Source organism: Metasolibacillus fluoroglycofenilyticus, assembly GCF_003049645.1.
Taxonomy (GTDB): Bacteria; Bacillota; Bacilli; order Bacillales_A; family Planococcaceae; genus Metasolibacillus; species Metasolibacillus fluoroglycofenilyticus.
The window spans coordinates 1-22,943 of sequence record NZ_PYWK01000004.1 but is presented as its reverse complement, the minus strand read 5'-3'; the positions used below and the strand labels follow the sequence as shown (position 1 = coordinate 22,943).

Genomic DNA, 22,943 nt, shown 5'->3' with positions numbered 1-22,943 from the left:
CGTTTCCTTAACCAGCTAGACACAGTAGCTTTTAGGGGGAAACTTCGTATGAATATCGTTTTAATGGGCCTGCCGGGTGCTGGTAAAGGTACACAGGCAGACAAAATTGTTGAGAAGTACGCAATCCCTCATATTTCTACAGGCGATATGTTCCGTGCAGCTATTAAGGACGGTACTGAGCTTGGCTTACAGGCTAAATCGTTTATGGATCAAGGTGCATTAGTACCTGATGAAGTAACAATCGGTATCGTACGTGAGCGATTATCACAACCAGACTGCGAAAAAGGATTCTTATTAGATGGATTCCCGCGTACAGTTCCTCAGGCCGAGGCGTTAAATGGCATTCTTGAAAGCCTTGGTCGTGCAATCGAACATACGATTAATATCCAAGTTGATAAAGATGAATTAATAGCACGTTTAAGTGGACGTCGTATTTGTAAGAGCTGTGGCGCCTCTTATCATTTAGTTTTCAACCCTCCAGCGGTAGAAGGCAAATGTGATAAAGATGGTGGCGAGCTTTATACACGTGCAGATGATAATCCAGAAACGGTAACAAATCGTTTGGAAGTAAATATGAACCAAGCGCAGCCTTTACTTGACTTTTACCAAGCTAAAGGTGTTTTAACGAATATTGATGGACAGCAAGATATTAACAAAGTATTTGCTGATCTTGATGCTCTATTACAGAGCGGCCGCAGCTGATACCCGACCCAGGCGCAAGTTAACTGCTTTCGCGGGAGGCATGCGGAGGCAACAACGAAACATAATTTTTGAGAGTTGCAAAAGCATATTGTACCCAATTAATACGAGAGAGGGGAGCACGGTTTTGTGTGATGATCCGATTATTGTATAGAGGGTTTCGTGGAAGCATCTGTGTAACGGGTATGAATCTCTCATCCAAGACATTCCGGCTATCGTGTTAACATAAGGAATACAGCTTCCTAAACCGGGATCTGTTCAATTCCATGGATTGTGTGAAGCGAAACCAGACGAGCGTCTTTCGAACATCTCTCATACAATCCAAGCATATGTTGAGACGAGTTGCTTCTAAATAACGGAAGAAAACAGTTATAATGATTACCGGATTAGGTAGTCAGAAATTGCATATAGAAGGGAGACGAGAGTTAATGGCGAAAGATGATGTAATTGAAGTCGAAGGGACAGTTGTTGAGACTTTGCCAAACGCGATGTTTAAGGTAGAATTAGAAAATGGGCATGTAGTGCTTGCGCATGTTTCTGGAAAGATTCGTATGCACTTTATCCGCATTCTACCAGGAGATAAGGTTACTATTGAGTTATCTCCATATGATTTAACTCGCGGTCGTATCACATACCGTTTTAAATAATCTTTTGCACTCCGGACTATTAAGGAGGTTAGGTTAGATGAAAGTGAGACCATCTGTGAAACCGATCTGCGAAAAGTGTAAAGTAATTCGCCGACGCGGTAAAGTAATGGTAATCTGTGAAAATCCTAAACACAAACAAAAACAAGGATAATAAATAAGGAGGTGCACACGTAAATGGCACGTATTGCTGGTGTTGATATTCCTCGCGACAAACGCGTTGTAATTTCATTAACTTACATTTTCGGTATTGGTAAAACAACTTCACAAAAAGTATTAGCAGCTGCAGGTATTGACGAAAATATCCGCGTTCGCGACTTAACTGAAGATCAATTAAACCTAATCCGTGAACAATTAGACTCACTTAAAGTGGAAGGTGACTTACGTCGTGAAGTTTCACTTAATATTAAACGTCTGATGGAAATCGGTTGTAACCGTGGTATCCGTCACCGTCGTGGTCTACCTGTTCGTGGTCAAAATACGAAGAACAACGCACGTACGCGTAAAGGTCCTCGTAAAACTGTAGCGAATAAGAAAAAATAATTAAGTAAAGGAGGTTCCTTCTTAACATGGCTCGTAAACAACAAACTCGTAAACGTCGTGTGAAAAAGAATATCGAATCTGGTATTGCACACATCCGTTCTACATTCAACAATACAATCGTAACGATTACAGATATGCAAGGTAACGCTGTATCATGGTCAAGTGCTGGTGCTCTTGGTTTCCGTGGTTCACGTAAATCTACTCCATTTGCTGCGCAAATGGCTGCAGAAACAGCTGCAAAAGCATCCCTTGAACATGGTCTGAAAACGTTGGAAGTAACTGTTAAAGGTCCTGGTGCAGGTCGTGAAGCTGCAATTCGTGCACTTCAAGCTGCTGGTTTAGAAGTAACTGCTATTAAAGACGTTACTCCAGTTCCACATAACGGTTGCCGTCCGCCAAAACGTCGTCGCGTGTAATGGGTGCAGCTTAAAGAGCGTAGTTCTTTAAGTACATCATTTCTTTGTGCAAATGTCTTGTGCAACTTATTAGTAAAGTCAATCAAGAATAACAACTATGATGGTATGAACCTATACATTGATGTTTTGAAGGAGGGTAAATTGAATGATCGAAATTGAAAAACCAAAGATTGAGACAGTGGAGATCAGCGAAGATGTCAAATATGGCAAGTTTGTTGTAGAACCGCTAGAACGCGGATATGGAAACACTTTGGGAAATTCTTTACGTCGTATCCTTCTGTCTTCATTACCAGGAGCTGCTGTAACGTCAATACAAATTGACGGCGTATTACACGAATTCTCTACTGTAGAAGGCGTTGTAGAAGATGTTGCTTCAATTATCTTAAACGTGAAAAAGTTAGCTTTAAAAATCTACTCTGACGAAGAAAAAGTCATTGAGATTGATGTAAAAGGTGATGGCACAGTAACTGCTGCTGACATCACACATGACAGTGACGTTGAAATTTTAAATCCAGATCTATATATTGCAACAATCGCTAAAAACGGTCATTTACGTATGCGTATGTATGCGCAACGTGGTCGTGGCTACACTCCTGCTGATCAAAACAAACGTGAGGATCTTCCTATCGGCGTGATCCCGATCGACTCTATTTACACTCCAGTTTCACGCGTCAATTTCCAAGTGGAAAACACTCGTGTTGGGCAAAACTCTGATTACGATAAGTTATCACTTGATGTATGGACAGATGGAAGCATCGGTCCAAAAGAGGCGATTTCACTTGGAGCGAAAATTTTAACAGAGCATTTAAACATTTTCGTAGGCATGACGAATGAAGCGCAAACTGCTGAAATCATGGTCGAAAAAGAAGAAGACCAAAAAGAGAAAGTTTTAGAGATGACTATCGAAGAACTAGATCTTTCTGTTCGTTCTTACAACTGTTTAAAGCGTGCAGGCATCAATACGGTGCTTGAATTAGCGAATAAATCAGAAGACGATATGATGAAAGTGCGCAACCTTGGTCGCAAGTCTTTAGAAGAGGTTAAAGCGAAGTTAGAAGAGCTTGGTTTAGGATTACGTAAAGAAGACTAAGCGAATTTGAAATATACAGCAAGATCAGATATTTTTTAAAGGAGGGAAACATCCATGGGTTACAGAAAACTTGGTCGTACAAGTTCTCAACGTAAAGCGATGTTACGTGACTTAGCTACTGACTTAATCATCAACGAGCGCATCGAAACTACTGAAGCTCGCGCGAAGGAAGTTCGTAAAGCTGTTGAAAAAATGATTACTTTAGGTAAGCGCGGTGATTTACATGCTCGTCGTCAAGCGGCTGCATTTATCCGTCGTGAGCTAGTAACGGCAACTGACGAAGAAGGTAACGAAACGACTTCATTCGCACTACAAAAATTGTTCGATGATGTTGCACCACGCTACGCAGAGCGTCAAGGTGGTTACACTCGTATCCTAAAAGTAGGTCCTCGTCGTGGAGACGGCGCACCTGTAGTTGTAATTGAATTAGTTTAATTTAATTCAGCGATTCAGCCAATAACACAGTTGTTTTAGAGGGGATGCCTAGTTCACCTATGAACGCTGGCACTCCCTTTCTGTAAATAATTAATTACATATTTGTGTGTAATTAAAATGATTTATACGACAAATAATTAAGCTGAGCGTTATGATGAGCGGAACACTATGTTGTTGGCGTCTCGTCTAGCTCTCCGCACCTCATTCATTCAGAGTACGGAAATGAGCAGCCGTATTCTCCTTAATGTAGTGATAAGCGCATTTCTCTGAATGAGGTGCGCGCTTTTTTATTGTATGGGATATTGGTTTACATCACCAACTTTACCATATGCACATACATAAACATAAAGTACGTTTAGGCATTTCCTGCTTGTTAACGTGCTTTATTTTTATATATGTGGGAAAGGTAGCATAATTTTTGCAAACAGTGTAATTTTAATAGTGGAGTGGAGAAAGAGAGGGGTAGCAGAGCCATGACAGAAATTTTATCTTTTCACAATGTGACATTCTCCTATACACCTGAGGATGAAACAGCGCGCAAAGCTGTGCAAAATATTTCATTTACCGTGCAGCAAGGTGAGTGGATTGCCATTGTGGGCCATAATGGCTCAGGCAAATCGACAATAGCGAAGCTAATGAATGGCTTACTATTTCCTGCTGAAGGGGAAGTACGCGTTTTACTTAATGCTTTAACAGAGGAAAACCTGTGGGATGTACGTTCAAAAATGGGTATGGTATTTCAAAATCCTGATAATCAATTTGTTGGTGCAACAGTACAAGATGATGTTGCATTTTCCTTAGAAAATAACGGTGTGCCCTATGAAGAGATGGTAGCACGCGTAAAAGATGCATTAAAGCAAGTAAAGATGGATCAGTTTTATAACCATGAACCACATCACTTATCTGGTGGACAAAAGCAGCGGGTTGCCATTGCAGGCGCTTTAGCAATCCACCCGAAAGTTTTAATATTAGACGAGGCTACATCGATGCTAGACCCACAAGGGCGTGATGAGGTGTTAAGTACCGTTCAAGCCTTGCGTGAAAAAATCGGACTTACCGTTATTTCGATTACACACGATTTAGAGGAAGCGATGCTAGCAGACCGTATTATTTTTATGAATGATGGTAAAAAATACGCAGAAGGTACACCGAGCGAAATTTTTTCATTAGGTGAGCAATTAATTACATTTGGCTTAGATTTACCTTTTGCGATGAAGATGACAAAGCTCCTGCAGCAACAAGGTGTAAAGCTGTTAGGACAACATATGACAGAAGAAGAGCTGGTGAATGATTTATGGACATCAAACTTCAACAAGTAAGTTATGCTTATGGAAAAGATACACCCTTTGAGAAATATGCGCTATTTGATGTGGATTTGACGATTACTCACGGGACCTATCAAGCAATTATCGGACATACAGGCTCAGGGAAATCAACAATCTTACAGCATTTTAATGGATTATTAAAACCATCTACGGGTGAGGTGCACATCGGTGAGCGCGTAATTGAAGCAGGCAAAAAGGCAAAGGAATTAAAGCCTATACGCCAAAAAGTAGGCATTGTCTTTCAATTTCCAGAGCATCAACTATTTGAAGAAACAGTATTAAAAGATATTATGTTTGGTCCGATGAATTTTGGCGTTTCGGAAGAAGAGGCAGAGCGACGTGCACGTGAGCTAATTACACTTGTTGGATTACCTGACGAAGTGTTAGAAAAGTCACCTTTTGATTTATCAGGGGGACAAATGCGTCGTGTGGCAATTGCAGGTGTTTTAGCGATGCAGCCAGAGGTTATCGTATTAGATGAACCGACAGCAGGCTTAGACCCACGTGGTCAAAAAGAAATTATGGACATGTTTTACCAGTTGCATAAGCAGCAAGGATTAACGACAATTCTCGTAACACATAGTATGGAGGATGCTGCACGCTACGCTGATCAAGTTGCCATTATGCATGAAGGGCGCTGTGTGCTAACTGGGCAGCCGAGGGAGATTTTTGCAGACGTGGAGACATTAGCGAAATATCGCTTAGAGCCACCACGTATCATTCGTTTCCAGCATCGAGTTGAAAAGCTTATAGGTGAAATTTTGCCGAAAATATGCTTAACAGAGGAAGAGTTAGCGATTGAATTAGCACAGGTTGTAAAGAAGGGGCGTGACCAACAATGATGGAGAAAATGATTTTTGGGCGCTATATTCCTGGAAATTCCTTCGTACATAAGCTTGACCCGCGTGCTAAGCTCATTTTCGTATTTGCCTTTATCATTGTTGTCTTTTTAGCAAACAATATAATCACTTACGGGTTACTTCTTGCATTTACGTTGTTCATTGTATTGATTTCCCGCATTCGACTCTATTTTTTAATTAATGGTTTGAAGCCAATTATCTTTTTAATGGTATTTACGTTTTTACTGCATACGCTATTTACGCGTGAGGGAGCAGTTGTATTAGATTTGGGCTTTTTAAAAATTTATGAGCAAGGCTTGAGACAAGGTATTTTTATTTCAATCCGCTTTTTAGTGCTTGTTTTTATGACATCCATTTTAACATTAACGACATCGCCGATTTCAATTACGGACGGTTTGGAAGTGCTATTGAATCCATTAAAGAAATTAAAAGCGCCTGTACATGAGCTCGCACTCATGATGTCAATATCATTACGCTTTATCCCAACTCTAATGGATGAAACAGATAAAATTATGAAAGCTCAAATGGCACGAGGCTCAGATTTAAGCGCTGGTCCATTAAAAAATCGTTTAAAGGCAGTTGTTCCATTGCTTGTTCCACTTTTTGTGAGTGCCTTTAAGCGTGCCGAGGATTTAGCGACAGCGATGGAGGTGCGTGGCTATCGTGGTGGCGAAGGGAGAACACGCTATCGTCAATTGAAATGGGATTATCGCGATACAATTTGCTTAGTGTCCCTTGTCATACTGACGGCATTGCTTGTATTTTGCCGAAACTAGAGGTGATACCTTATGAGATTAAAAGCAATTATCAGCTATGATGGCACACAATTTGCTGGCTATCAAGTGCAGCCAGGCGAGCGCACAGTGCAGCTAGAACTAGAGAAAGTATTGATGAAAATGCATAAAGGTAAGCGTGTGCATGTGACGGCAAGTGGGCGTACAGATGCGCGTGTTCATGCGACAGGGCAAGTCATTCATTTTGATACAACGCTGACAATTCCTACTGATAATTATCAAAAGGCATTAAATGTTCAACTGCCAAGCGATATTCGGGTTTTAGGTGTTGAACAAGTAGCAGACGACTTTCATGCGCGCTATAGTGCGACAGGCAAGCGTTATCGTTACATTTGGGATTGCAGTAAAGTCCAAAGCCCATTTCGCCGTTTTTATACAGTTGAAACGAAGGGCATTAAGCCAAATATAGAGCCCATGCGTGAGGCTGCACAGTCAATTGTCGGCACACATGATTTTACTTGCTTTTGCGCGGCGAATACAAGCGTTGTAGATAAAGTGCGCACCGTCTATTCACTAAATTTAGAATGGGTTGGTGACGAGCTACATATGACGATTGCAGGCAATGGTTTCCTATACAATATGGTGCGCATCATTGCAGGAACACTCTGGGAGGTCGGAACGGGTCGCCGCGATGTTTGTGCAGTGGCACAGGCAATCGAGGCACAGGACCGCAGTAAGGCAGGAAAGACAGCACCGGCACATGGACTTTACTTGGAGGAAGTTTTTTACGCAATAAACGCATAGTAATTTATCCCGCATTAACTGGCAGTAAGCCTCCCACTTCAAGACTTAAGTAAGGATGCCCGTAAAAGCCCGATTGCTTCAACTAACAATCAGTGGGGGATGAGGAAAACCTTCACTGATTGAAATTTTATTTTATCAATTATTTGGATTTTTCGTCTTTAACAACATCACCGTGTGTTCAATAAAAATTCTTGACTTATAACGCAATACGTTATATGATGATGTATGGTATTTTCATTACCACCACAAATAAGCCCCGAAACTTATAGTGTTTAATAATGAAAAATAACGGTAATCGAATCGATTAGGAGGATATATACATGCGTACAACATTCATGGCTAAAGGTCACGAAGTAGAGCGTAAATGGTTAGTAGTTGACGCAGAAGGCCAAACTCTTGGACGTTTAGCTTCTGAAGTAGCTTCTATTTTACGCGGTAAACATAAACCAACTTTCACACCACACGTTGACACAGGTGATCATGTAATCATCATCAACGCTGATAAAATTGAGTTAACAGGTAATAAATTAGAAGGTAAAATCTACTACCGTCACACTCAATTTACTGGTGGTTTAAAACAACGTACAGCTGGCGAAATGAAAGAAAAATACCCAACTCAAATGATTGAGTTAGCGGTTAAAGGGATGCTTCCTAAAAACTCTTTAGGTCGTCAAATGTTCAGCAAACTTAATGTTTATGCTGGCCCAGAGCACCCACATGCAGCGCAAAAACCAGAAGCTTATGAGCTTCGTGGATAATATACTACATTAATAGGAGGAATAACCTTGGCACAAGTTCAATACATCGGCACAGGTCGCCGTAAAAGCTCAGTAGCACGCGTACGTTTAGTACCAGGCGAAGGCAAAATCGTAATCAATAACCGTGATGTTGCTGATTACCTACCATATGAAACTTTACTTTTAATTATCAACCAACCACTTGAAGCTACTGAAACAAAAGGTAGCTATGATGTTCACGTAAACGTAAACGGTGGTGGTTTCACTGGTCAAGCTGGTGCAATCCGTCACGGTATCGCACGCGCTTTATTACAAGTTGACCCAGATTTCCGTCCAGCACTTAAATCTGCTGGTTTATTAACACGTGATGCACGTATGAAAGAGCGTAAAAAACCAGGTTTACGCGGCGCTCGTCGTTCACCACAGTTCTCAAAACGTTAATATCGTTGTTATATCAACGTTTTTCAAAACTCTCTCTCGATTGTCGAGAGAGAGTTTTTTTTATGCTTTATACTAAAAAAATTTAGTAGATAATTCAAAAATGGACCTTTAGCTATTCGAGTCTTTTAATTTTCTTAGTCTTTCAAGTTAATAGAATAGGGCATGTTTGAAAAGCCATTTTGAGACACAACTCCTATAATGAATAACTGCGGGAGCGAATCTTTTGTGTGCCGAAAGCAAAACGGCAGGTACATAGGTTTTCCCTGCATCGTTTCCTGCATAAACATCTTGCTTAAACTACTGAATAGGTAATATTTCAGTTGTGATCTGCATGATTAAAATCCCATTTATCCTCGGTTAATGATTGACGCACTGCTGTTTGTACTTCAACACCATTAACAATCCTTATTAATTCCTTACCGTTCTCTGTTATAAAACTAACCTCTATTGATAATCCTCTCAAGAAGAATTCTTTCTCTGCTTTAGCGTATAATTCAAGTTTCATTGTACCGGGCATTTCGATAAATAGTCTGTTGTTTTCTAATGAAACATGAATGATTAAATCCGGGTGTTCCGTTAGTGCATAATCACCGACAAGGCGTTTTAAAACATTTACTGGAATGACTCTGGCACGCTTTAATAGAGGTTTTTCCTTAGCAAGTTCATAAGGCTCATCAAAAGCTACTTGCTCGATTGCGTATAAGACATGTTGGTCAAAATCGAAATCTTGTTCTTTATTTCTTAGTACAATAACAACAATATCATGATCGATGAAGCGTCTAAGATGTGTAACATATCCTGGCCAGCCGCCACTATGCCAAACGATTCGTCCTTTTTTCTTGATATCCTCTAAGATCCAACCAAAACCATAGCTAAGTGGTGTTTGGGTTTTTGTCACCGCTGGTGTATAAGCTTCTTTTAGTAATTCGTCATTGATTAAATTTCCGGTGTTTAGAGCACGTTCATAAAGATATAAATCCTTGACAGTTGATTGAATACCACCATCACCAAGTATTCCATCTAAATAAATAACCATTTTGGACTCTTCGAAATCATCAGCCAAAACGTACTCGCCTGCATATACATCATAGACATAACCGTATGCATAATCTTCAATTTCAATCTTTTCTTTTCTAACACCAATAGCTTGAGTGCGAGTCATTTGAAGTGGCTTAAAAATATTTTCTTGTAAAAAGTAGGGGAAACCCATGTTGGTTACACGCTCAACAATGAGCGCGAGTAAAATATAGCCCGTGTTACTATATTCAACACGCTCATTTGGTGCAAATAGACGGTGGGGTTTGTACTTGACTAAATATCTAAGTAAGTCGTCATTGTCTGCGATTTTCGTTTTATCCCAGTATTTCTCAAACAAATCTAAATAATCGGGGAGTCCGCTCGTATGGTTAAGTAGATGTCTAATCGTAATGCCTTCATAAGGTAGATTAGGTATCCATTTCTGCACGAAGTCCTCAAGATTTAGTTTGCCTTCCTGAACGAGTAGTAAAATTGCAGTTGCTGTAATTGGCTTTGAGACAGATGCAAGGTTGAATAAAGATTGTGATGTTAATGGACGTTTTGTTGACAAGTCAGCATTACCAAAAGCTCCTTCGTATAAAATCTCGCCTTTTTTAGCAACAAGGACTGTACCATTTAACAATTCCCTTTCCTTAATTTCATTGAATAAACTTTCTAAGTTAGCCTTTGTGTTAGTCATGATTGTTTTCCTCCCCATCTTGTTTTGTATATGTCTTTTCTACAATGTTACTTAGCTTCGTGATAATCCTTTTGAGTTCTTCCATTTCACTCAATTCCATTTGTGTGTAAATACGATTAATAATTTGACGATTTATTTTTTCTTCTTTTTCAAAATATCGAGTTCCCTTATCTGCCAGTTGCACAAGTATTTCACGTCTATTTTGTGAATTAATAGTCCTCACTAAATAATTTCCATCTTCAAGTTTATTAACAATCTGTCCAACAGCGCTTGATGTTATTTTCATTAGTCGAGCAATTTCTCCAATAGAAATTTTTCCGTAATCTTTAACAATATCCATTAAAATTGTTTGATTCCTAGAAAGATTATCATCTAGTAAAGATTGATATTCTTTTATGAAGATTTTATTCATCGTATAATGCATGTCATTTATTTCAGTAACGAGTTCAAATAATTCATCTTTATTTTTTTTCATATTAATAACTCCTTATATTATAAAGTTTACTTTATTATAAAGTGGACTTTAACATTGGTCAAGGTTAATAAAACATTTATATTTATCCGCTTTGCCGTTGAAGATATACAAATTTCCATTAAACTATGTACAAAAACGCTCACTTAATGGTGTATAAAATCACTTGCCATCTAGAAGTAGATGATTTTTTAAACGATAGGAATTGCCAACGGTAGTGACAACTACTGAGGTTTAGACCAACATGATATTGCCCACTCAGTCGCTCGCACATATGTTGCGGCGGTACTAGACTAGGTCTCCCTTTATCAGCGTGTCGTCTCGCCACTCGCTAAAATCAATCTAATGCATGAATAATTATTTCTCCACTTATTTACTTTGTTAAACAGGGGCTGTCCTAAAGCCGTGCATAGCCGGCATTTTGGACAGTTAGCGATGATATTTCATAAAATGTTGATACATATAAACAGAAAACGCCTCTTTTAAAAATGGGATGAACATTGACTTTAGCAGTGTACTCCTTCAGTAAAAGGGAAGCGATGAAAACATTGATTTCAATACGGTGACAAAAAATGGATTTTCGGTCAACTCCACAAATGAAGCGTCCAAAATGTAGTGCTTTAGTACACTTTTTGGACGCTTCCTCACTAAGATATATTAAACTGGTAAATCCAATGATAAAAACTCAGCACGTTGTTGTGCGTGCTTGTCGAGCATAATTTGTTCAGGCTGGATGCCTTGTTCACGTAGTATTTCAATGTTTTGTGCAAGGAATTCATCGCTGCCAACAACGTAGAATAATCCTTCTTTGTCTGCGGCTAGATTTTTCACTTCTTCATAATAGTCTTTGCGATTATCGACGAACTGTGCGATGAATTTCTTGGCAGGTGCAGATTCAAAAATATTTGGGAATAAGAAACCCTTTGTGGAATCGATATTTAGTGAATGAATTTGATTCACATTGTCTGCACGCTCTAAATAATCAAGTACAAGTGGTCTAAAAGTAGCTAAGCCGACACCAGATGATAGCAGATAAATATTTTTATTGTCTCTTTTTAGCGGTACATTCGAATGTGTTTTAAAGATTGCTACTTCAGTGCCAATTTCAATATTTTTTAAAATCGATTTGAATTCAGAGCATTGTTCTTTAATGCGTGTTGTAATACCGATTGAATTTTCGTGCGGTAAAGTGGAGATTGACATATGGCGGATGAGCGCGCGGTTTGGCTTTTCTCCAGCATTAAATCCCTTTAGTGCGAAATGGGTGTGCGAGCCTTCTTCCCATGTAAAGCCCTCTGGAAGGTCCAGCATGTATGTTTTAACCTCAGGCGTTTCTTCAATAATCTTATTTATTTTCGTCCAGTAAATTTGCATTATATCTTCTCCTCACTTATTTGTATGTCACTATCTACTATACAATAAGTGATAACTATTCTCAATTAAATGGATTGATTATTTTAAAGAATATTTGACATTTAATTTTAATGCGTTATGATGGATTTGAAATTAAAATATGATTCTTTTTCTACTAGGGGTGCCAAATAATGGCTGAGACTTACTCTTAGAACCTGATCTCGTTAGTACGAGCGGAGGGAAGTAGATGGGAAATGAATTCGTTTAATAACGATGTATTTTGGCATATATTTGCTTACTTCATTCAAAAACGAAACCCTCCTACTAGTGTTCCTTTTAGAAAAAGAACAAATTAGGAGGTTTTTTTATGAAATTTACTGATGAATTACGTTTAGCAACAAAGGAGAGCTGGGAGAAAAGCTTAAATCACCCATTTGTACAAGGCATTGTGAAGGGGGATTTACCCTTTGAAATTTTCAAAAATTATATTTTGCAAGATATCTATTATTTGAACCATTATGCAAAAATTCATGCGCTGGCAGCGGCACAAGCAGAAGATTTCGCGATTACCGCTTTTCTGGCAGAAAAAGCGCGCAATACCGCACAAGCTGAATTAGGGGTGCATGAAGCACATGCAAAAATATTAAATATTACTGAGGAAGATATGGAAAGCTTCAAGCCAGCACCAACTGCTTACGGCTATACATCACATTTATATCGCTCAACAATGTATGGAAATTTAGCCTATATTATTTCAGCTATGTTGCCATGCTATTGGCTATATGCTGATATTGGCAAGGCTTATGAGCACGCAAATCCAGAAACTGAAATTTATCGCAATTGGCTTGCGACATATGCGAGCGATTGGTTCCAAGAGGCAACACAGGCTCAAATTGATTTATTAAACTCACTTGTGGAGGATATGAACGAAAAAGAAAAAGAGAAAGTGAAGGAACAATTTATTATCGCAAAGGAATATGAACTAGCATTTTGGGAGATGTCCTATACATTTGAAAAATGGTTATCACAGCGTGATGAGAAAGTGAAGTCATAGGTGGAGGATATATTGCCATGCGAATAGTCTTAAAATATTTAGCATTATTATCACTAGTCTTCCTTTTAACGGGCTGTCAGACAAAGGAAGGGAATGAAAAGGTCCAACTGTTCTTAGATTGGACGCCAAATACAAATCATACAGGAATTTATGTAGCAAAGGAAAAAGGATTTTTTGAAGAAGTAGGCTTAGACGTTGAAATTATGCTGCCAGGCGAGGTATGTGCGGAGCAAATTGTAGGGTCTGGCAAGGGGCAATTCGGAATTAGCTTTCAAAATCAAGTAACGCAAGCGCGTTCAGAAGATCTTCCTATTGTTTCAATCGCTGCCATTATTCAGAAAAACACTGGAGGCTATTATACGCCAAAGGCAAAGGGAATTAAAACGCCAAAAGACTTTGAAGGGCATAAATACGGTGCATACGGCTCGGAATTAGAAAAAGCTTCTTTACAGGCTGTTATGAATAAAGAAGGTGGAGATGCTTCGAAAATTGAGACGGTACAAGTCGGCAATACAGATTATTTTGTAGCGCTAGAGCGAGACATTGATTTTGTCAGTATTTTTTATGCATGGACAGGTATTGAAGGTGAGATTCGTGATGCGGATATGCATTTTATTAAAACGACTGATTTTGCGCCAGAGTTAGATACTTACTCACCTCTTATTATTACGAACGATAAAATGATTGAAGATAATCCTGATACAGTGCAAGCCTTCATTAATGCTGTATATAAAGGCTATGAGTTTGCAATTGATAACCCGCAGAAATCGGCGGATATTTTAATTGCTGCAGAGCCCGACCTTCAGCCAGAGCTTGTGAGACGCAGTCAGGAGTGGCTATCTCCTCACTATAAAGAAGGTGCAGAGGCTTGGGGTGTTCAAGAGGCAAGTCGATGGGAAAACTTTGCGGAATTTATGGTAAAGCATCAGATTATCGGTGAAGTAGATATTCAACAAGCATTTACAAATGAATTTATCGCGAATGCAATGAAGTGAGGAAACAGCTATGAGAATAGAAAATATGTGGAAGCCGGTGCTAGCTCTTCTAATCGCAATTACTCTTTGGGAAATAGCAGTGAAGCTGTTGCAGATTGAAGTATGGGTACTACCTGCACCTTCCGTTATCGCAAAGGAAATGTTCATTGTTTTCCCCGCCATTTTCCCGCATATGCTGGCGACGATAAAGCTTGTATTCATCGGTTTTTCGTCAGCCATTGTGTTAGGTATTAGTGTCGCAACAATGTTACATATTTTGCCGACTGCACGGGAAATCGTTATGCCGTTTCTCGTTATTTCTCAAAATATCCCAACAATTGTGCTAGCGCCACTTTTAATGATTTGGTTTGGTCTAGGAGATTTCCCGAAATATTTAATTATCGCAACGACAGCCTTTTTCCCAATCGCCATTGCAACGCTTGATGGATTTAGACAAACTGAGCGTGATTTGATGCATTATATGCAAATGATGGGAGCGACGAAAAAGCAAATTTTTTTAAGGTTGCAATTACCTGATGCAATCCCAAGCATCTTCTCAGGAATAAAAATTGCTGCAACGTATAGTGTGATGACAGCCGTTGTAGCAGAATGGCTAGGTGCACAAAAAGGAATTGGCGTATTTATGACGTTATCTGCCTCCTCCTACAGAACGCCACGTGTTTTCGTTGCAATCGTTATAACAATTATTTTGAGCTTGGCATTTTTCGGACTATTTTTAGCACTTGAGAAATGGTTTACGCGCTGGAAACGAAATGAGGGAGTACAATGAGCCTGCACATTAAGCAGCTACATCATTCTTTCGGAGAAAAAAAGATACTTTCCGCTATTTCTTTCACTGCACAGGATGGCGAGTTTGTTTCTATATTAGGACCTTCTGGTAGTGGGAAAAGTACTTTGTTTCATCTTATTGGAGGCGTTTTAAAGCCTGAGCAAGGGCAAATTATGTTAAATGATTGTGATATTACGAGTGAAAGTGGAAATATGAGCTACATGCCTCAAAGTCCGTCGCTTTTTCCTTGGAGAACAGTATTGCAAAATGCAATGCTTGGCAGTGAGTTAGCGGGGAAAGCAGATGAAGCACAGGCGGTTGAATTATTGCAGAAGGCCAATTTGGGAGAGATGGTGAACGCTTATCCCCATCAATTATCAGGCGGAATGAAGCAGCGTGTGGCATTTATTCGAGCGTTGCTAAGCCCGCAATCCCTTATCTGCTTAGATGAACCTTTCTCTGCATTAGATTCTTTTACGAAAAAAGAAATGCAGCAATGGTTGCTTAACATGTGGGAAGCGTATGACAAATCCATTTTATTCATTACACATGACATTGAAGAAGCCCTTTTCCTGTCGGACAAAATTATTATCTTATCAACAAACCCAGCAACTGTAAAAGCATCTATAAAAATTCCTTTTAAGCGTCCGCGGGATGAGCAATTATACTTGAGCGATGAGTTTTTAAAATGGAGGAAAAAAATCGTTGAGGTACTTAAAGGATAATTGGAGGGTGTCCAAAAAGCCGTATATAGCCGACTTTTTGGACACTGATGCTGGTGTTTTTAGGAAATTTAACTCATTGAAACAGAGAGCATATTTTAAAACGAAAGAAACACAGGGTTTAACGATTTATCTCCTACATGAAAGAGAAGAAATGGAGATATTCCTTTCAATGTAATCACAACATAAAATTACCGTTTCAAACAGCACTTACTTTAGTTAGTAGCTGTAAAATAAAATTCACCTAGAATTTCATTTACTTTATATTGATCTGGTGCAAGCTCCTTTTCAATAAAAGAAATAATATCTGATTGTTCAACATCGTACATCACTTCAATTTCTTTAGAAAATAGTAGCTTTTCTTTTTGTAGCAAATTAGCAAAGGATGGTCGCTGCTTCGGTTTTAGTTGTTCCGAATTTAAAACTTGCTTTAATCCATCGATGTAATAGTGAAGCGGGCGACCGCCGACAATTCGAACGCCTTTATTTTCTTCATTCATCATAATAACCGTAGGAAAGCCTCGAGCACCTAAGCTTCTAGTAAGAGCAAAATCCTCATTCAATAATTGCTGACCAACCGGTAGCTCAGCTTCATTGACAATAGCCTCTCCATTAAGCCCAAGTTTATTTATGATTTCTGTTAAAACAGATGAATCTGAAATGTTTTGATTAAATGCAAAAAGCGCTTCTCTTGCGCGGCGTAAAAACGTAAATGCCATCGCATCACTGTGCTGCTTTTGAATTATTTTGAAAACACGAGAAGGCGGGTACGAAGATTGAACGGGATTATCAAGCATCAAACTACCGTCAATAGGCATTCTCGAAAATTCGCCAACTTCTCGCCAATGACCAGCAACATCCGCTGGTTTGTGAATTCCGTTTGCAGGGTCGATTGGTCCATCATGCCATTTTTCTAGCAAGCCGCCCATAACTGTATGGAGGTTAAAATAATGACCATATTGCTCTACAAAACGACGAAGCTCAGGTTCAATTGCCCAGCAATGGGAGCAAATTGGGTCGGTTACATAATAAAGATTAATCAATTTTTGTGGTTGATTAAAATCAATCACCTCAATCTCCTCTTCACCAGCTACACCGCAGACACCTGTTTTTAAATCACACACTATATTGTTTTTCAATTCATTTTACCTCCTCTATAAGAATTGGGGCTGTCCGAAAAGTACATTTTGTTTTGCCACCGCATTGAAATAAATGTTTTCATCGCTTCCCTTTTACTGAAAGCTAACACTGCTAAAGCCAATGTTCATCCCATTTTTAAAAGAGGCGCTTTCTGTTTATATGAATCAACATTTTGTGAAACCTCATTGCTACTGTCCAAAATGCCCCGGCTATGCACGGCTTTTTGGACAGCCTCATAAATCGTTTTCAATGCAGTAGACCAGGCGACAACTTCATTAAACATAGCTTGAACAGTTGCTTCATGAAATGGTGCTAGTTTATAAGCAAAATGTATTATTTGTCTTACAATTGGATTGTAGGTCATAATTAAAATGAGCAACACCAATAGTTCTATGAATTTGTCGTTTATACAACATATTAAAGAAATTGTTTAAAAAAGGAGTGATAAAAATGACTCAAGCAAAGGCGGACCCTCGAGTTTTACGCACCCGCAAATTAATTATTGATTCTTTCATTGAGCTTTCAGGAAAAAAAGAATTTAAAGACATTACTATAAAAGATATAACAGCGGAAGCAATGATTAATCGCGCTACTTTTTATTATCATTTCGAGGATATATATGACCTATTAGAGAAGGTGCTCTCGGAAGTGCTGTTAGTTAATTTAGATTACGACTTTTATAAGAGGAATGAATTAAATGAAGAGGTTTTTGTCAATATCTTTCAAGCGATAACAAATTTCCAAAAATCATTATCGAATCGTTGCCATCGAGGTTACGAGGATACGATTGCGCGTATCATTCGAGAGCAACTTGAAATTATTTTCTACAAAATGTTAGTAAGACAACAAACAAAGAAAGAGACTGAAGCATTAAAAATTACAGCTGTTATCTTGAGCTGGGGCATTTATGGTGCGTCGGTAGAATGGAGAAGAGCCGATGAAAATGTATCACCAGAAGAATTTATAAAATCAGCTATTCCGTATATACTTTCAGGGATTGATTTTGGTACTACAAACTAAAAGAACGCATATGCACGTCCATTTTTGCGTATAGTAAGTCAAAGGTGGTGTGCATATGAAGCGTTGGTTAGCGCTGATTGTTATTATGTTTAGCTGTATGATGATTGTCGTTTATGAAACAAGTGCCTCCGATAAGCGCTTTTTTTTGCCGGAGCCATTAGGTGGGGTGAAAATAGTGCTTGATGCAGGGCATGGAGGTATTGATGGTGGCGCTTCTAAAGGTGATGTTATTGAAAAGGATATTACGCTAGCTATTACTGAAAGAGTCGCTCGTCAATTGAAACGATTAGGGGCCGAGGTAGTGATGACTCGTACGACAGACGAGGATGTACTAGCTGAGCATGCACCGAACGAGCAATTCTCGACATTGCGTGAGCGTAAAAAGCAAGATATCTTTTTGCGAGAAACAATTGTTCAAGAGCAACAGCCCGATTTATTCATTACCATTCACGCTAATGCAATCCCGAACAGTAAATGGCGCGGTGCACAAGTGTTTTATCATAAGGAAGGCGATGCCAATAGTGAGCTTTTAGCAAAAACGATTCAAGAGTCTATCCGGGAGCATCTACAAAATACAGATCGCGAGGCATTATCGATTAAGGAAATTTATTTATTGAAAAAGGCGCAAGTGCCAGCAGTATTAGTGGAGACGGGCTTTTTAAGCAATGATGAGGAGAGAGCATTATTGACCGACCCGGGCTACCAAGAAAAAATGGCACTGGCCATTGCTCGTGGCATTGAGAACTATTATTTCATGGAACTCCAATAGCTATATTGCGGCGAGGGGTGTGTTATACTACTAGGTGGATATAAAAATAGGGGAGTGTTTTACGAAATGAACGAACAACAAGTCAGAGAACTGTTGGGACAACTACAAGATCCTTTTTTACATAAAACATTAGCGGAAACGAATGGCATTGTAAATGTTAACATTAAAGAAGAAAAAGGCCATGTTAGTGTAAAAATCGCAATTGCGAAAACAAATACACCTGAACAAATGACGCTACAAATGAAAATTGTTGAAGTGTTAAAGGAAAATGGGGCACAATCTGTAGGTATTCGATTCGAAGAACTGTCAACTGAAGCTTTAGAGGTATTTCGCGGGCAAGCTACGGAAGCGCAGGCTCAAGATATTTTATCGCCATTATCCACTGTACAATTTATTTCTATTGCCTCTGGTAAGGGTGGTGTAGGTAAATCGACAGTGTCGGTAAATATGGCTGTAGCATTAGCGCGTCTTGGTAAAAAAGTAGGGCTGATTGATGCTGATATTTATGGCTTTAGTGTGCCAGACATGATGGGTATTGGGGAAATGCCTGTTGTTAAAGAAAACCGTATTTATCCTGTAGAACGTATGGGCGTAAAAGTGATTTCAATGGGCTTCTTCGTTGAAAATAATGCACCAATTGTATGGCGTGGTCCAATGCTTGGGAAAGTGTTAGATCAATTTTTCCGCGATGTAGAGTGGGGAGATATAGATTACCTACTATTAGATTTACCGCCAGGGACAGGGGACGTGGCGTTAGACATTCACCAGATGCTGCCGTCTTCAAAAGAAATTGTTGTAACGACACCACATCCAACAGCAGCGTTTGTCGCGGCACGAGCAGGCGCAATGGCACTGCAAACAAATCATGAAATTTTGGGTGTTATTGAGAATATGGCGTGGTATGAATCGAAAACAGGTGAAAAAGAGTTTGTCTTTGGACGTGGTGGAGGTCCGAAATTAGCAGATGAGCTACGCACGCAATTACTAGGTCAAATTCCATTAGGACAACCTGATTGGACGGAGGCAGATTTTGCTCCTTCTATTTATGCAGAGGATCATCCAACAGGACAAATTTATTTAGAAATTGCTCGTCAAATGGTCGATAAATTAAAAAAATAAGTAGAGGGCTGTCTGAAAAGGGGAATAACTTCAGACAGCCCATATTAATTTATTCTATACAAAAGGGAAGCGTGATGTACTTTGGTAGATGTTACTCCTGGCTCTTATCTTGGTCTTTCTCTTTAGTATCCTTAGACTCCTTAGACTCACCGGAATCGGACCCTCCCGAAGAGCTGCTCGCTTCACCACTTTGCATAATTAATTGCTGCCATTTAGATTGCAGGAGAGGGTTATCAATCGTATCCATTACAATCTGTTCCATCTGTTTCCGAAGTGGGGCGCTTTTTAAAATAGTCTCAAGCTGCTTTTGCATTTCTGCTTGTCCAAAAAATGACTGTAAATCTTCCTGATAGGAGGCATCCTTTATTAGCCCTTTTAAAATAGCCTCTTGCTGTTCCTGCATACTTTTAGCAATTGCTTCTTTAAATTTTGGATCCTGAAACGTCTTTTTCCAAAAATCTTCAGCTTCTTGGGATAATAAAGTTTGCTCTGTAGCTTGCTTTACTTCATCGCTGTCGAGTATTAGTAGCTCGCGAAACTTCGGATCCTCTAGTATTTGGCGGATTGCCTTTTTCCCGTCCTCAGTTTGAATAGAGTCAACCATAATTTTTTTCACTTCATCGTATGACAATGTAGCCGATTTTGATTCAGTACATCCAGCGAGTAAAATTAAAGAAAAAATAATAATTCCGATACGATACATCATTTATCCTTCCTTTCGTCTTAGTTCAGCAGAAAAACCTCGTTTTACGGAGCGAAAAACAAATTTTTTTATTTCATTTAACTTACTTTCAGTAATGTTTACTGCGACGAGTAACTGCAGGAGTACAGGTTTTGTACCGATAGCAAGATGACAGGTATAGAAGGTATTTCTCCTCTATAGGCGTCGATAAAAATGCCTTCGTTAGGCTTGTTTAAAGAAACTCACTTTAAGACCACCGTGTTCTGCGGTAACGATGAATCGTATGGATCTAATCTCTGTCGGGTGTGACAGATTTTAAAAGGATTTCTTTGCAAGCTTGGAAAAATTGAGTGCAATTACGCCACGGCATAATTAATTTAGGGTCTTAAATGTAATAAATTTTAAAAATGCCTTCGTGTTTAAGCTTTGAATAGCCAATCAAAAGTAAATGAGCGCATTATTAGTTGCGATGCTCTTTCATTTATTGTTCACATTTTTACGAATAATATGTATTGGACTTATGTGTGTATTAGCTTTTTTATGTCGTCATTGTTAAAATGAGAATGGAGAATATAAATTGGGGGACATTATGTCGTGACAATACGTAATTGGATTAAGTTTTTCCTTATGTCGCTATTAATTGGAGGCGGCGTAACAGCTATATCAAGTCTTTTTATACGTTGGGATTTTTTCCAACCATATTTAGTGGCTGGAGAATTTGGTGAGTTCATTGCTGCCCTTGCTTGGATGGTTTTATTGGGCTTCACAATGAGTGTTATTGCGCAAGCTGGCTATTTCGCTTATTTAACATTACATCAAGTAGGTGTCAATATTTTCCGTACGTTAACGCTATGGAACTGGGTACAAATGCTATTAATTCTAGTTGTCTTAATCGATTTAATCATTTTCCGTTTTGCACCGGGAGCAGAAACGGCTAAAGATTGGCTATTTTACATTGGTTTACTATTAGTTTTAGTATTCGGTGCAGTTGCAACAGCTGTTCAGAAAGTAAAAATGACTGGTAAAAAGCATATATTAATTCCTTCTGTTTTTTTCATGATTGTTATTACATCATTAGAGTGGATTATTGCATTAATGGGACGTCAGGATAATATCAACACATATGTCGCATTATTATTATTCCCATTAGTCGCAGTTAATGCATACCAACTGTTAATGCTACCTAAGTATAATGCTAAGTCTGAGGAAGATCGTAAAAATTTAGAGGAGCGCCGTAAAGCACGCAAGCTGCTCAAAATTAAACAATAGGCTGTCCCAAAAGATATTTCTTTTCGGACAACCTTTGTCGCTACTATATAGTTGCTAAAAAGCTTTTGTACCTACTGTTTCGCTTTCGGCACAGAAACAACTGTGCCTGTTGGTACAAAATAATGTTACCCGTTGCAAAAGGGCGTGTCTCAAATGACTTTTCAGACATGCCCTTTTTGCTTCTTATAACTTTGCTGAGGATAGATGGGGATGAATGTACATCCTTTATTGAGGGAATCTTTTTGTTTTTAACTGATAGCCAAATACATTTTCCTCTATAGAAACGACAGGGCTTTGTTGCATAAATAAAGTGAGTTGTTCAAAGTTAATTATTGAATTTGCATGTATAGGGACGGACATAATTAAACCATCCTCGAGAGGAAGATCTTTGTGCCAAAGAGCAGTTGGTATGAGCATATTGATTCGTCGGTTAAATATAAGCTTCTTCAAATCTTCTGGAAATACATAATCCTTCGTCATAAACCACAGTGGCTCTTTCCCTAAGGACTTTTTATAAACCGTAATTTCTTCTTCTAAAACTTTTTCGTTTGTATAATCTGTACTATTATGACCGAGAAGCGCGGTCGGTATACGTTTGTCCTTGATTATTTCAATCATTGCAGGCGAGCGTTCAATCCAAGCACTGTCGAGTAGCAATAAAGGGTAAGGCGCCTTCAGATTTTCAAGCCATGTGTCAAAGCCTTCATGAGAAAAAGTGACCTCAAGCATTAAGGTTTGCCCGTAATGCCCTTTTGAAATAACGGTAGGTTCATTCGTTGCATTAAATGTGGGTAAAATAGTGGTAATTTGTTTTTGATAAAATACTAGAATCAAAAATGCTAAAGCTAGTAACAGCAATATTTTTCGCATTTCTTAACCTCCTTTATTTAAAATGATTTTTTGTGCAAAATAGTTTTCTATAAAAAAGTTATGAAAAGGTGTTGACTTTCATGAATGAAAGGTGATATTATGATTAAGTCGCTAAGAGATGACGCGACAATGCAACAAAAATGAACCTTGAAAACTGAACAAGCAAGACGTGAATGAATAAAGTTTCATTGAATAGATGAAACACAATTTTGGACATCGAATGAAGATGCCAGCAAATGTTTTAATGTATCGAAAGCGAAGCGA

Annotated in this window: 28 protein-coding genes and 1 riboswitch; of the genes, 21 read left to right on the top strand and 7 right to left on the bottom strand. The window is 38.8% G+C overall.

What is annotated here, in order from left to right:
* Positions 1-48: 48 nt before the first annotated feature.
* The 13 genes from C9J36_RS13780 (at position 49) to rpsI (ending at position 8,728) form a co-directional block, all read left to right on the top strand.
* Positions 49-702, top strand: coding sequence for an adenylate kinase (locus C9J36_RS13780; RefSeq protein WP_107943490.1), 654 nt, complete (start codon positions 49-51; stop codon positions 700-702).
* Between the two features lie 425 nt (positions 703-1,127).
* Positions 1,128-1,346, top strand: a complete 219-nt coding sequence (gene infA, locus C9J36_RS13770; RefSeq protein ID WP_042478660.1) for a translation initiation factor IF-1 — start codon at positions 1,128-1,130, stop codon at positions 1,344-1,346.
* Positions 1,347-1,383: 37 nt separating this feature from the next.
* Entirely contained in the window at positions 1,384-1,497 is a 114-nt protein-coding gene (rpmJ, locus tag C9J36_RS13765) for a 50S ribosomal protein L36 (RefSeq protein ID WP_000868344.1), read from the top strand.
* A gap of 23 nt (positions 1,498-1,520) precedes the next feature.
* Positions 1,521-1,886: a 30S ribosomal protein S13 gene (gene rpsM / locus C9J36_RS13760; protein ID WP_066168912.1), complete on the top strand. Its 366-nt coding sequence runs from the start codon at positions 1,521-1,523 to the stop codon at positions 1,884-1,886.
* Positions 1,887-1,912: 26 nt separating this feature from the next.
* Entirely contained in the window at positions 1,913-2,302 is a 390-nt protein-coding gene (gene rpsK / locus C9J36_RS13755) for a 30S ribosomal protein S11 (protein ID WP_036151912.1), read from the top strand.
* Positions 2,303-2,447: 145 nt separating this feature from the next.
* Positions 2,448-3,392 carry a DNA-directed RNA polymerase subunit alpha gene (locus C9J36_RS13750; protein WP_066168916.1) on the top strand — a complete coding sequence of 315 codons (945 nt, stop codon included), beginning with the start codon at positions 2,448-2,450 and terminating at the stop codon, positions 3,390-3,392.
* Positions 3,393-3,446: 54 nt separating this feature from the next.
* On the top strand, positions 3,447-3,827 hold the full coding sequence (rplQ, locus tag C9J36_RS13745) for a 50S ribosomal protein L17 (protein WP_066168918.1): 381 nt from the start codon (positions 3,447-3,449) through the stop codon (positions 3,825-3,827).
* A 473-nt stretch (positions 3,828-4,300) separates the two neighbouring features.
* Positions 4,301-5,146, top strand: a complete 846-nt coding sequence (locus tag C9J36_RS13740) for an energy-coupling factor ABC transporter ATP-binding protein (RefSeq protein ID WP_066168921.1) — start codon at positions 4,301-4,303, stop codon at positions 5,144-5,146.
* Positions 5,122-5,994: an energy-coupling factor ABC transporter ATP-binding protein gene (locus C9J36_RS13735; protein WP_066168924.1), complete on the top strand. Its 873-nt coding sequence runs from the start codon at positions 5,122-5,124 to the stop codon at positions 5,992-5,994. The genes C9J36_RS13740 and C9J36_RS13735 overlap by 25 nt, the downstream gene beginning before the upstream one ends.
* Positions 5,991-6,788, top strand: a complete 798-nt coding sequence (locus C9J36_RS13730; protein WP_066168926.1) for an energy-coupling factor transporter transmembrane component T family protein — start codon at positions 5,991-5,993, stop codon at positions 6,786-6,788. Before C9J36_RS13735 ends, C9J36_RS13730 begins: the two co-directional genes overlap by 4 nt.
* A gap of 12 nt (positions 6,789-6,800) precedes the next feature.
* Positions 6,801-7,550 carry a tRNA pseudouridine(38-40) synthase TruA gene (truA, locus tag C9J36_RS13725; protein WP_066168929.1) on the top strand — a complete coding sequence of 250 codons (750 nt, stop codon included), beginning with the start codon at positions 6,801-6,803 and terminating at the stop codon, positions 7,548-7,550.
* A gap of 320 nt (positions 7,551-7,870) precedes the next feature.
* Complete coding sequence (gene rplM / locus C9J36_RS13720; protein WP_066168931.1) at positions 7,871-8,308, top strand: 50S ribosomal protein L13; 438 nt, start codon at positions 7,871-7,873, stop codon at positions 8,306-8,308.
* A 27-nt stretch (positions 8,309-8,335) separates the two neighbouring features.
* Positions 8,336-8,728: a 30S ribosomal protein S9 gene (rpsI, locus tag C9J36_RS13715; RefSeq protein ID WP_042478678.1), complete on the top strand. Its 393-nt coding sequence runs from the start codon at positions 8,336-8,338 to the stop codon at positions 8,726-8,728.
* 316 nt (positions 8,729-9,044) lie between these two features.
* Here the strand turns inward: rpsI and C9J36_RS13710 are convergent, their stop codons facing one another.
* From C9J36_RS13710 to C9J36_RS13700, 3 genes are all read right to left on the bottom strand, one after another.
* A complete protein-coding gene (locus C9J36_RS13710; protein WP_107943489.1) occupies positions 9,045-10,445 on the bottom strand; it encodes a serine hydrolase domain-containing protein in 1,401 nt (466 codons plus the stop codon).
* Entirely contained in the window at positions 10,438-10,920 is a 483-nt protein-coding gene (locus tag C9J36_RS13705) for a MarR family winged helix-turn-helix transcriptional regulator (protein ID WP_107943488.1), read from the bottom strand. Before C9J36_RS13705 ends, C9J36_RS13710 begins: the two co-directional genes overlap by 8 nt.
* Before the next feature lie 654 nt (positions 10,921-11,574).
* Entirely contained in the window at positions 11,575-12,291 is a 717-nt protein-coding gene (locus C9J36_RS13700; protein ID WP_107943487.1) for a dihydropteridine reductase, read from the bottom strand.
* 146 nt (positions 12,292-12,437) lie between these two features.
* Positions 12,438-12,529: riboswitch (TPP riboswitch) on the top strand.
* Between the two features lie 108 nt (positions 12,530-12,637).
* Here C9J36_RS13700 and tenA point away from each other — a divergent pair.
* The 4 genes from tenA to C9J36_RS13680 are packed head-to-tail and all read left to right on the top strand — an operon-like array spanning position 12,638 to position 15,813.
* A complete protein-coding gene (tenA, locus tag C9J36_RS13695) occupies positions 12,638-13,324 on the top strand; it encodes a thiaminase II (RefSeq protein WP_107943486.1) in 687 nt (228 codons plus the stop codon).
* Between the two features lie 17 nt (positions 13,325-13,341).
* Positions 13,342-14,319, top strand: coding sequence for an ABC transporter substrate-binding protein (locus C9J36_RS13690; protein WP_107943485.1), 978 nt, complete (start codon positions 13,342-13,344; stop codon positions 14,317-14,319).
* 10 nt (positions 14,320-14,329) lie between these two features.
* Positions 14,330-15,088, top strand: a complete 759-nt coding sequence (locus C9J36_RS13685) for an ABC transporter permease (RefSeq protein ID WP_107943484.1) — start codon at positions 14,330-14,332, stop codon at positions 15,086-15,088.
* Positions 15,085-15,813: an ABC transporter ATP-binding protein gene (locus C9J36_RS13680; protein WP_107943483.1), complete on the top strand. Its 729-nt coding sequence runs from the start codon at positions 15,085-15,087 to the stop codon at positions 15,811-15,813. The genes C9J36_RS13685 and C9J36_RS13680 overlap by 4 nt, the downstream gene beginning before the upstream one ends.
* A 212-nt stretch (positions 15,814-16,025) precedes the next feature.
* Here the strand turns inward: C9J36_RS13680 and C9J36_RS13670 are convergent, their stop codons facing one another.
* Positions 16,026-16,949 (bottom strand): DsbA family protein, encoded by a 924-nt coding sequence (locus C9J36_RS13670; protein ID WP_107943481.1) that lies wholly within the window; start codon positions 16,947-16,949, stop codon positions 16,026-16,028.
* A 125-nt stretch (positions 16,950-17,074) separates the two neighbouring features.
* Complete coding sequence (locus C9J36_RS13665; protein WP_107943480.1) at positions 17,075-17,314, bottom strand: hypothetical protein; 240 nt, start codon at positions 17,312-17,314, stop codon at positions 17,075-17,077.
* A gap of 86 nt (positions 17,315-17,400) precedes the next feature.
* On the opposite strand from C9J36_RS13665, the gene C9J36_RS13660 reads away from it, so the two are divergent.
* From C9J36_RS13660 to C9J36_RS13650, 3 genes are all read left to right on the top strand, one after another.
* Entirely contained in the window at positions 17,401-17,970 is a 570-nt protein-coding gene (locus C9J36_RS13660; RefSeq protein WP_066167465.1) for a TetR/AcrR family transcriptional regulator, read from the top strand.
* Positions 17,971-18,025: 55 nt separating this feature from the next.
* Positions 18,026-18,739: an N-acetylmuramoyl-L-alanine amidase gene (locus C9J36_RS13655; RefSeq protein WP_066167462.1), complete on the top strand. Its 714-nt coding sequence runs from the start codon at positions 18,026-18,028 to the stop codon at positions 18,737-18,739.
* Positions 18,740-18,805: 66 nt separating this feature from the next.
* On the top strand, positions 18,806-19,858 hold the full coding sequence (locus C9J36_RS13650; RefSeq protein ID WP_107943479.1) for an Mrp/NBP35 family ATP-binding protein: 1,053 nt from the start codon (positions 18,806-18,808) through the stop codon (positions 19,856-19,858).
* Positions 19,859-19,949: 91 nt separating this feature from the next.
* Here C9J36_RS13650 and gerD read toward each other — a convergent pair whose 3' ends face one another.
* Complete coding sequence (gene gerD / locus C9J36_RS13645) at positions 19,950-20,564, bottom strand: spore germination lipoprotein GerD (RefSeq protein ID WP_346719803.1); 615 nt, start codon at positions 20,562-20,564, stop codon at positions 19,950-19,952.
* 570 nt (positions 20,565-21,134) lie between these two features.
* Between gerD and C9J36_RS13640 the strand changes: the two genes are divergently transcribed.
* Positions 21,135-21,809, top strand: coding sequence for a KinB-signaling pathway activation protein (locus tag C9J36_RS13640; RefSeq protein WP_107943478.1), 675 nt, complete (start codon positions 21,135-21,137; stop codon positions 21,807-21,809).
* A gap of 225 nt (positions 21,810-22,034) precedes the next feature.
* Here the strand turns inward: C9J36_RS13640 and C9J36_RS13635 are convergent, their stop codons facing one another.
* Positions 22,035-22,679: a hypothetical protein gene (locus tag C9J36_RS13635; RefSeq protein WP_107943477.1), complete on the bottom strand. Its 645-nt coding sequence runs from the start codon at positions 22,677-22,679 to the stop codon at positions 22,035-22,037.
* Positions 22,680-22,943: the final 264 nt, after the last annotated feature.

Excerpts from the sequence above, each read along its gene's own strand:
- C9J36_RS13780 (WP_107943490.1), top strand. The coding sequence starts at position 49 with ATGAATATCGTTTTAATGGGCCTGCCGGGTGCTGGTAAAGGTACACAG.
- infA (WP_042478660.1), top strand. The coding sequence starts at position 1,128 with ATGGCGAAAGATGATGTAATTGAAGTCGAAGGGACAGTTGTTGAGACT.
- rpmJ (WP_000868344.1), top strand. The coding sequence starts at position 1,384 with ATGAAAGTGAGACCATCTGTGAAACCGATCTGCGAAAAGTGTAAAGTA.
- rpsM (WP_066168912.1), top strand. The coding sequence starts at position 1,521 with ATGGCACGTATTGCTGGTGTTGATATTCCTCGCGACAAACGCGTTGTA.
- rpsK (WP_036151912.1), top strand. The coding sequence starts at position 1,913 with ATGGCTCGTAAACAACAAACTCGTAAACGTCGTGTGAAAAAGAATATC.
- C9J36_RS13750 (WP_066168916.1), top strand. The coding sequence starts at position 2,448 with ATGATCGAAATTGAAAAACCAAAGATTGAGACAGTGGAGATCAGCGAA.
- rplQ (WP_066168918.1), top strand. The coding sequence starts at position 3,447 with ATGGGTTACAGAAAACTTGGTCGTACAAGTTCTCAACGTAAAGCGATG.
- C9J36_RS13740 (WP_066168921.1), top strand. The coding sequence starts at position 4,301 with ATGACAGAAATTTTATCTTTTCACAATGTGACATTCTCCTATACACCT.
- C9J36_RS13735 (WP_066168924.1), top strand. The coding sequence starts at position 5,122 with ATGGACATCAAACTTCAACAAGTAAGTTATGCTTATGGAAAAGATACA.
- C9J36_RS13730 (WP_066168926.1), top strand. The coding sequence starts at position 5,991 with ATGATGGAGAAAATGATTTTTGGGCGCTATATTCCTGGAAATTCCTTC.
- truA (WP_066168929.1), top strand. The coding sequence starts at position 6,801 with ATGAGATTAAAAGCAATTATCAGCTATGATGGCACACAATTTGCTGGC.
- rplM (WP_066168931.1), top strand. The coding sequence starts at position 7,871 with ATGCGTACAACATTCATGGCTAAAGGTCACGAAGTAGAGCGTAAATGG.
- C9J36_RS13710 (WP_107943489.1), bottom strand. The coding sequence starts at position 10,445 with ATGACTAACACAAAGGCTAACTTAGAAAGTTTATTCAATGAAATTAAG.
- C9J36_RS13705 (WP_107943488.1), bottom strand. The coding sequence starts at position 10,920 with ATGAAAAAAAATAAAGATGAATTATTTGAACTCGTTACTGAAATAAAT.
- C9J36_RS13700 (WP_107943487.1), bottom strand. The coding sequence starts at position 12,291 with ATGCAAATTTACTGGACGAAAATAAATAAGATTATTGAAGAAACGCCT.
- tenA (WP_107943486.1), top strand. The coding sequence starts at position 12,638 with ATGAAATTTACTGATGAATTACGTTTAGCAACAAAGGAGAGCTGGGAG.
- C9J36_RS13690 (WP_107943485.1), top strand. The coding sequence starts at position 13,342 with ATGCGAATAGTCTTAAAATATTTAGCATTATTATCACTAGTCTTCCTT.
- C9J36_RS13685 (WP_107943484.1), top strand. The coding sequence starts at position 14,330 with ATGAGAATAGAAAATATGTGGAAGCCGGTGCTAGCTCTTCTAATCGCA.
- C9J36_RS13680 (WP_107943483.1), top strand. The coding sequence starts at position 15,085 with ATGAGCCTGCACATTAAGCAGCTACATCATTCTTTCGGAGAAAAAAAG.
- C9J36_RS13665 (WP_107943480.1), bottom strand. The coding sequence starts at position 17,314 with ATGACCTACAATCCAATTGTAAGACAAATAATACATTTTGCTTATAAA.
- C9J36_RS13660 (WP_066167465.1), top strand. The coding sequence starts at position 17,401 with ATGACTCAAGCAAAGGCGGACCCTCGAGTTTTACGCACCCGCAAATTA.
- C9J36_RS13655 (WP_066167462.1), top strand. The coding sequence starts at position 18,026 with ATGAAGCGTTGGTTAGCGCTGATTGTTATTATGTTTAGCTGTATGATG.
- C9J36_RS13650 (WP_107943479.1), top strand. The coding sequence starts at position 18,806 with ATGAACGAACAACAAGTCAGAGAACTGTTGGGACAACTACAAGATCCT.
- gerD (WP_346719803.1), bottom strand. The coding sequence starts at position 20,564 with ATGATGTATCGTATCGGAATTATTATTTTTTCTTTAATTTTACTCGCT.
- C9J36_RS13635 (WP_107943477.1), bottom strand. The coding sequence starts at position 22,679 with ATGCGAAAAATATTGCTGTTACTAGCTTTAGCATTTTTGATTCTAGTA.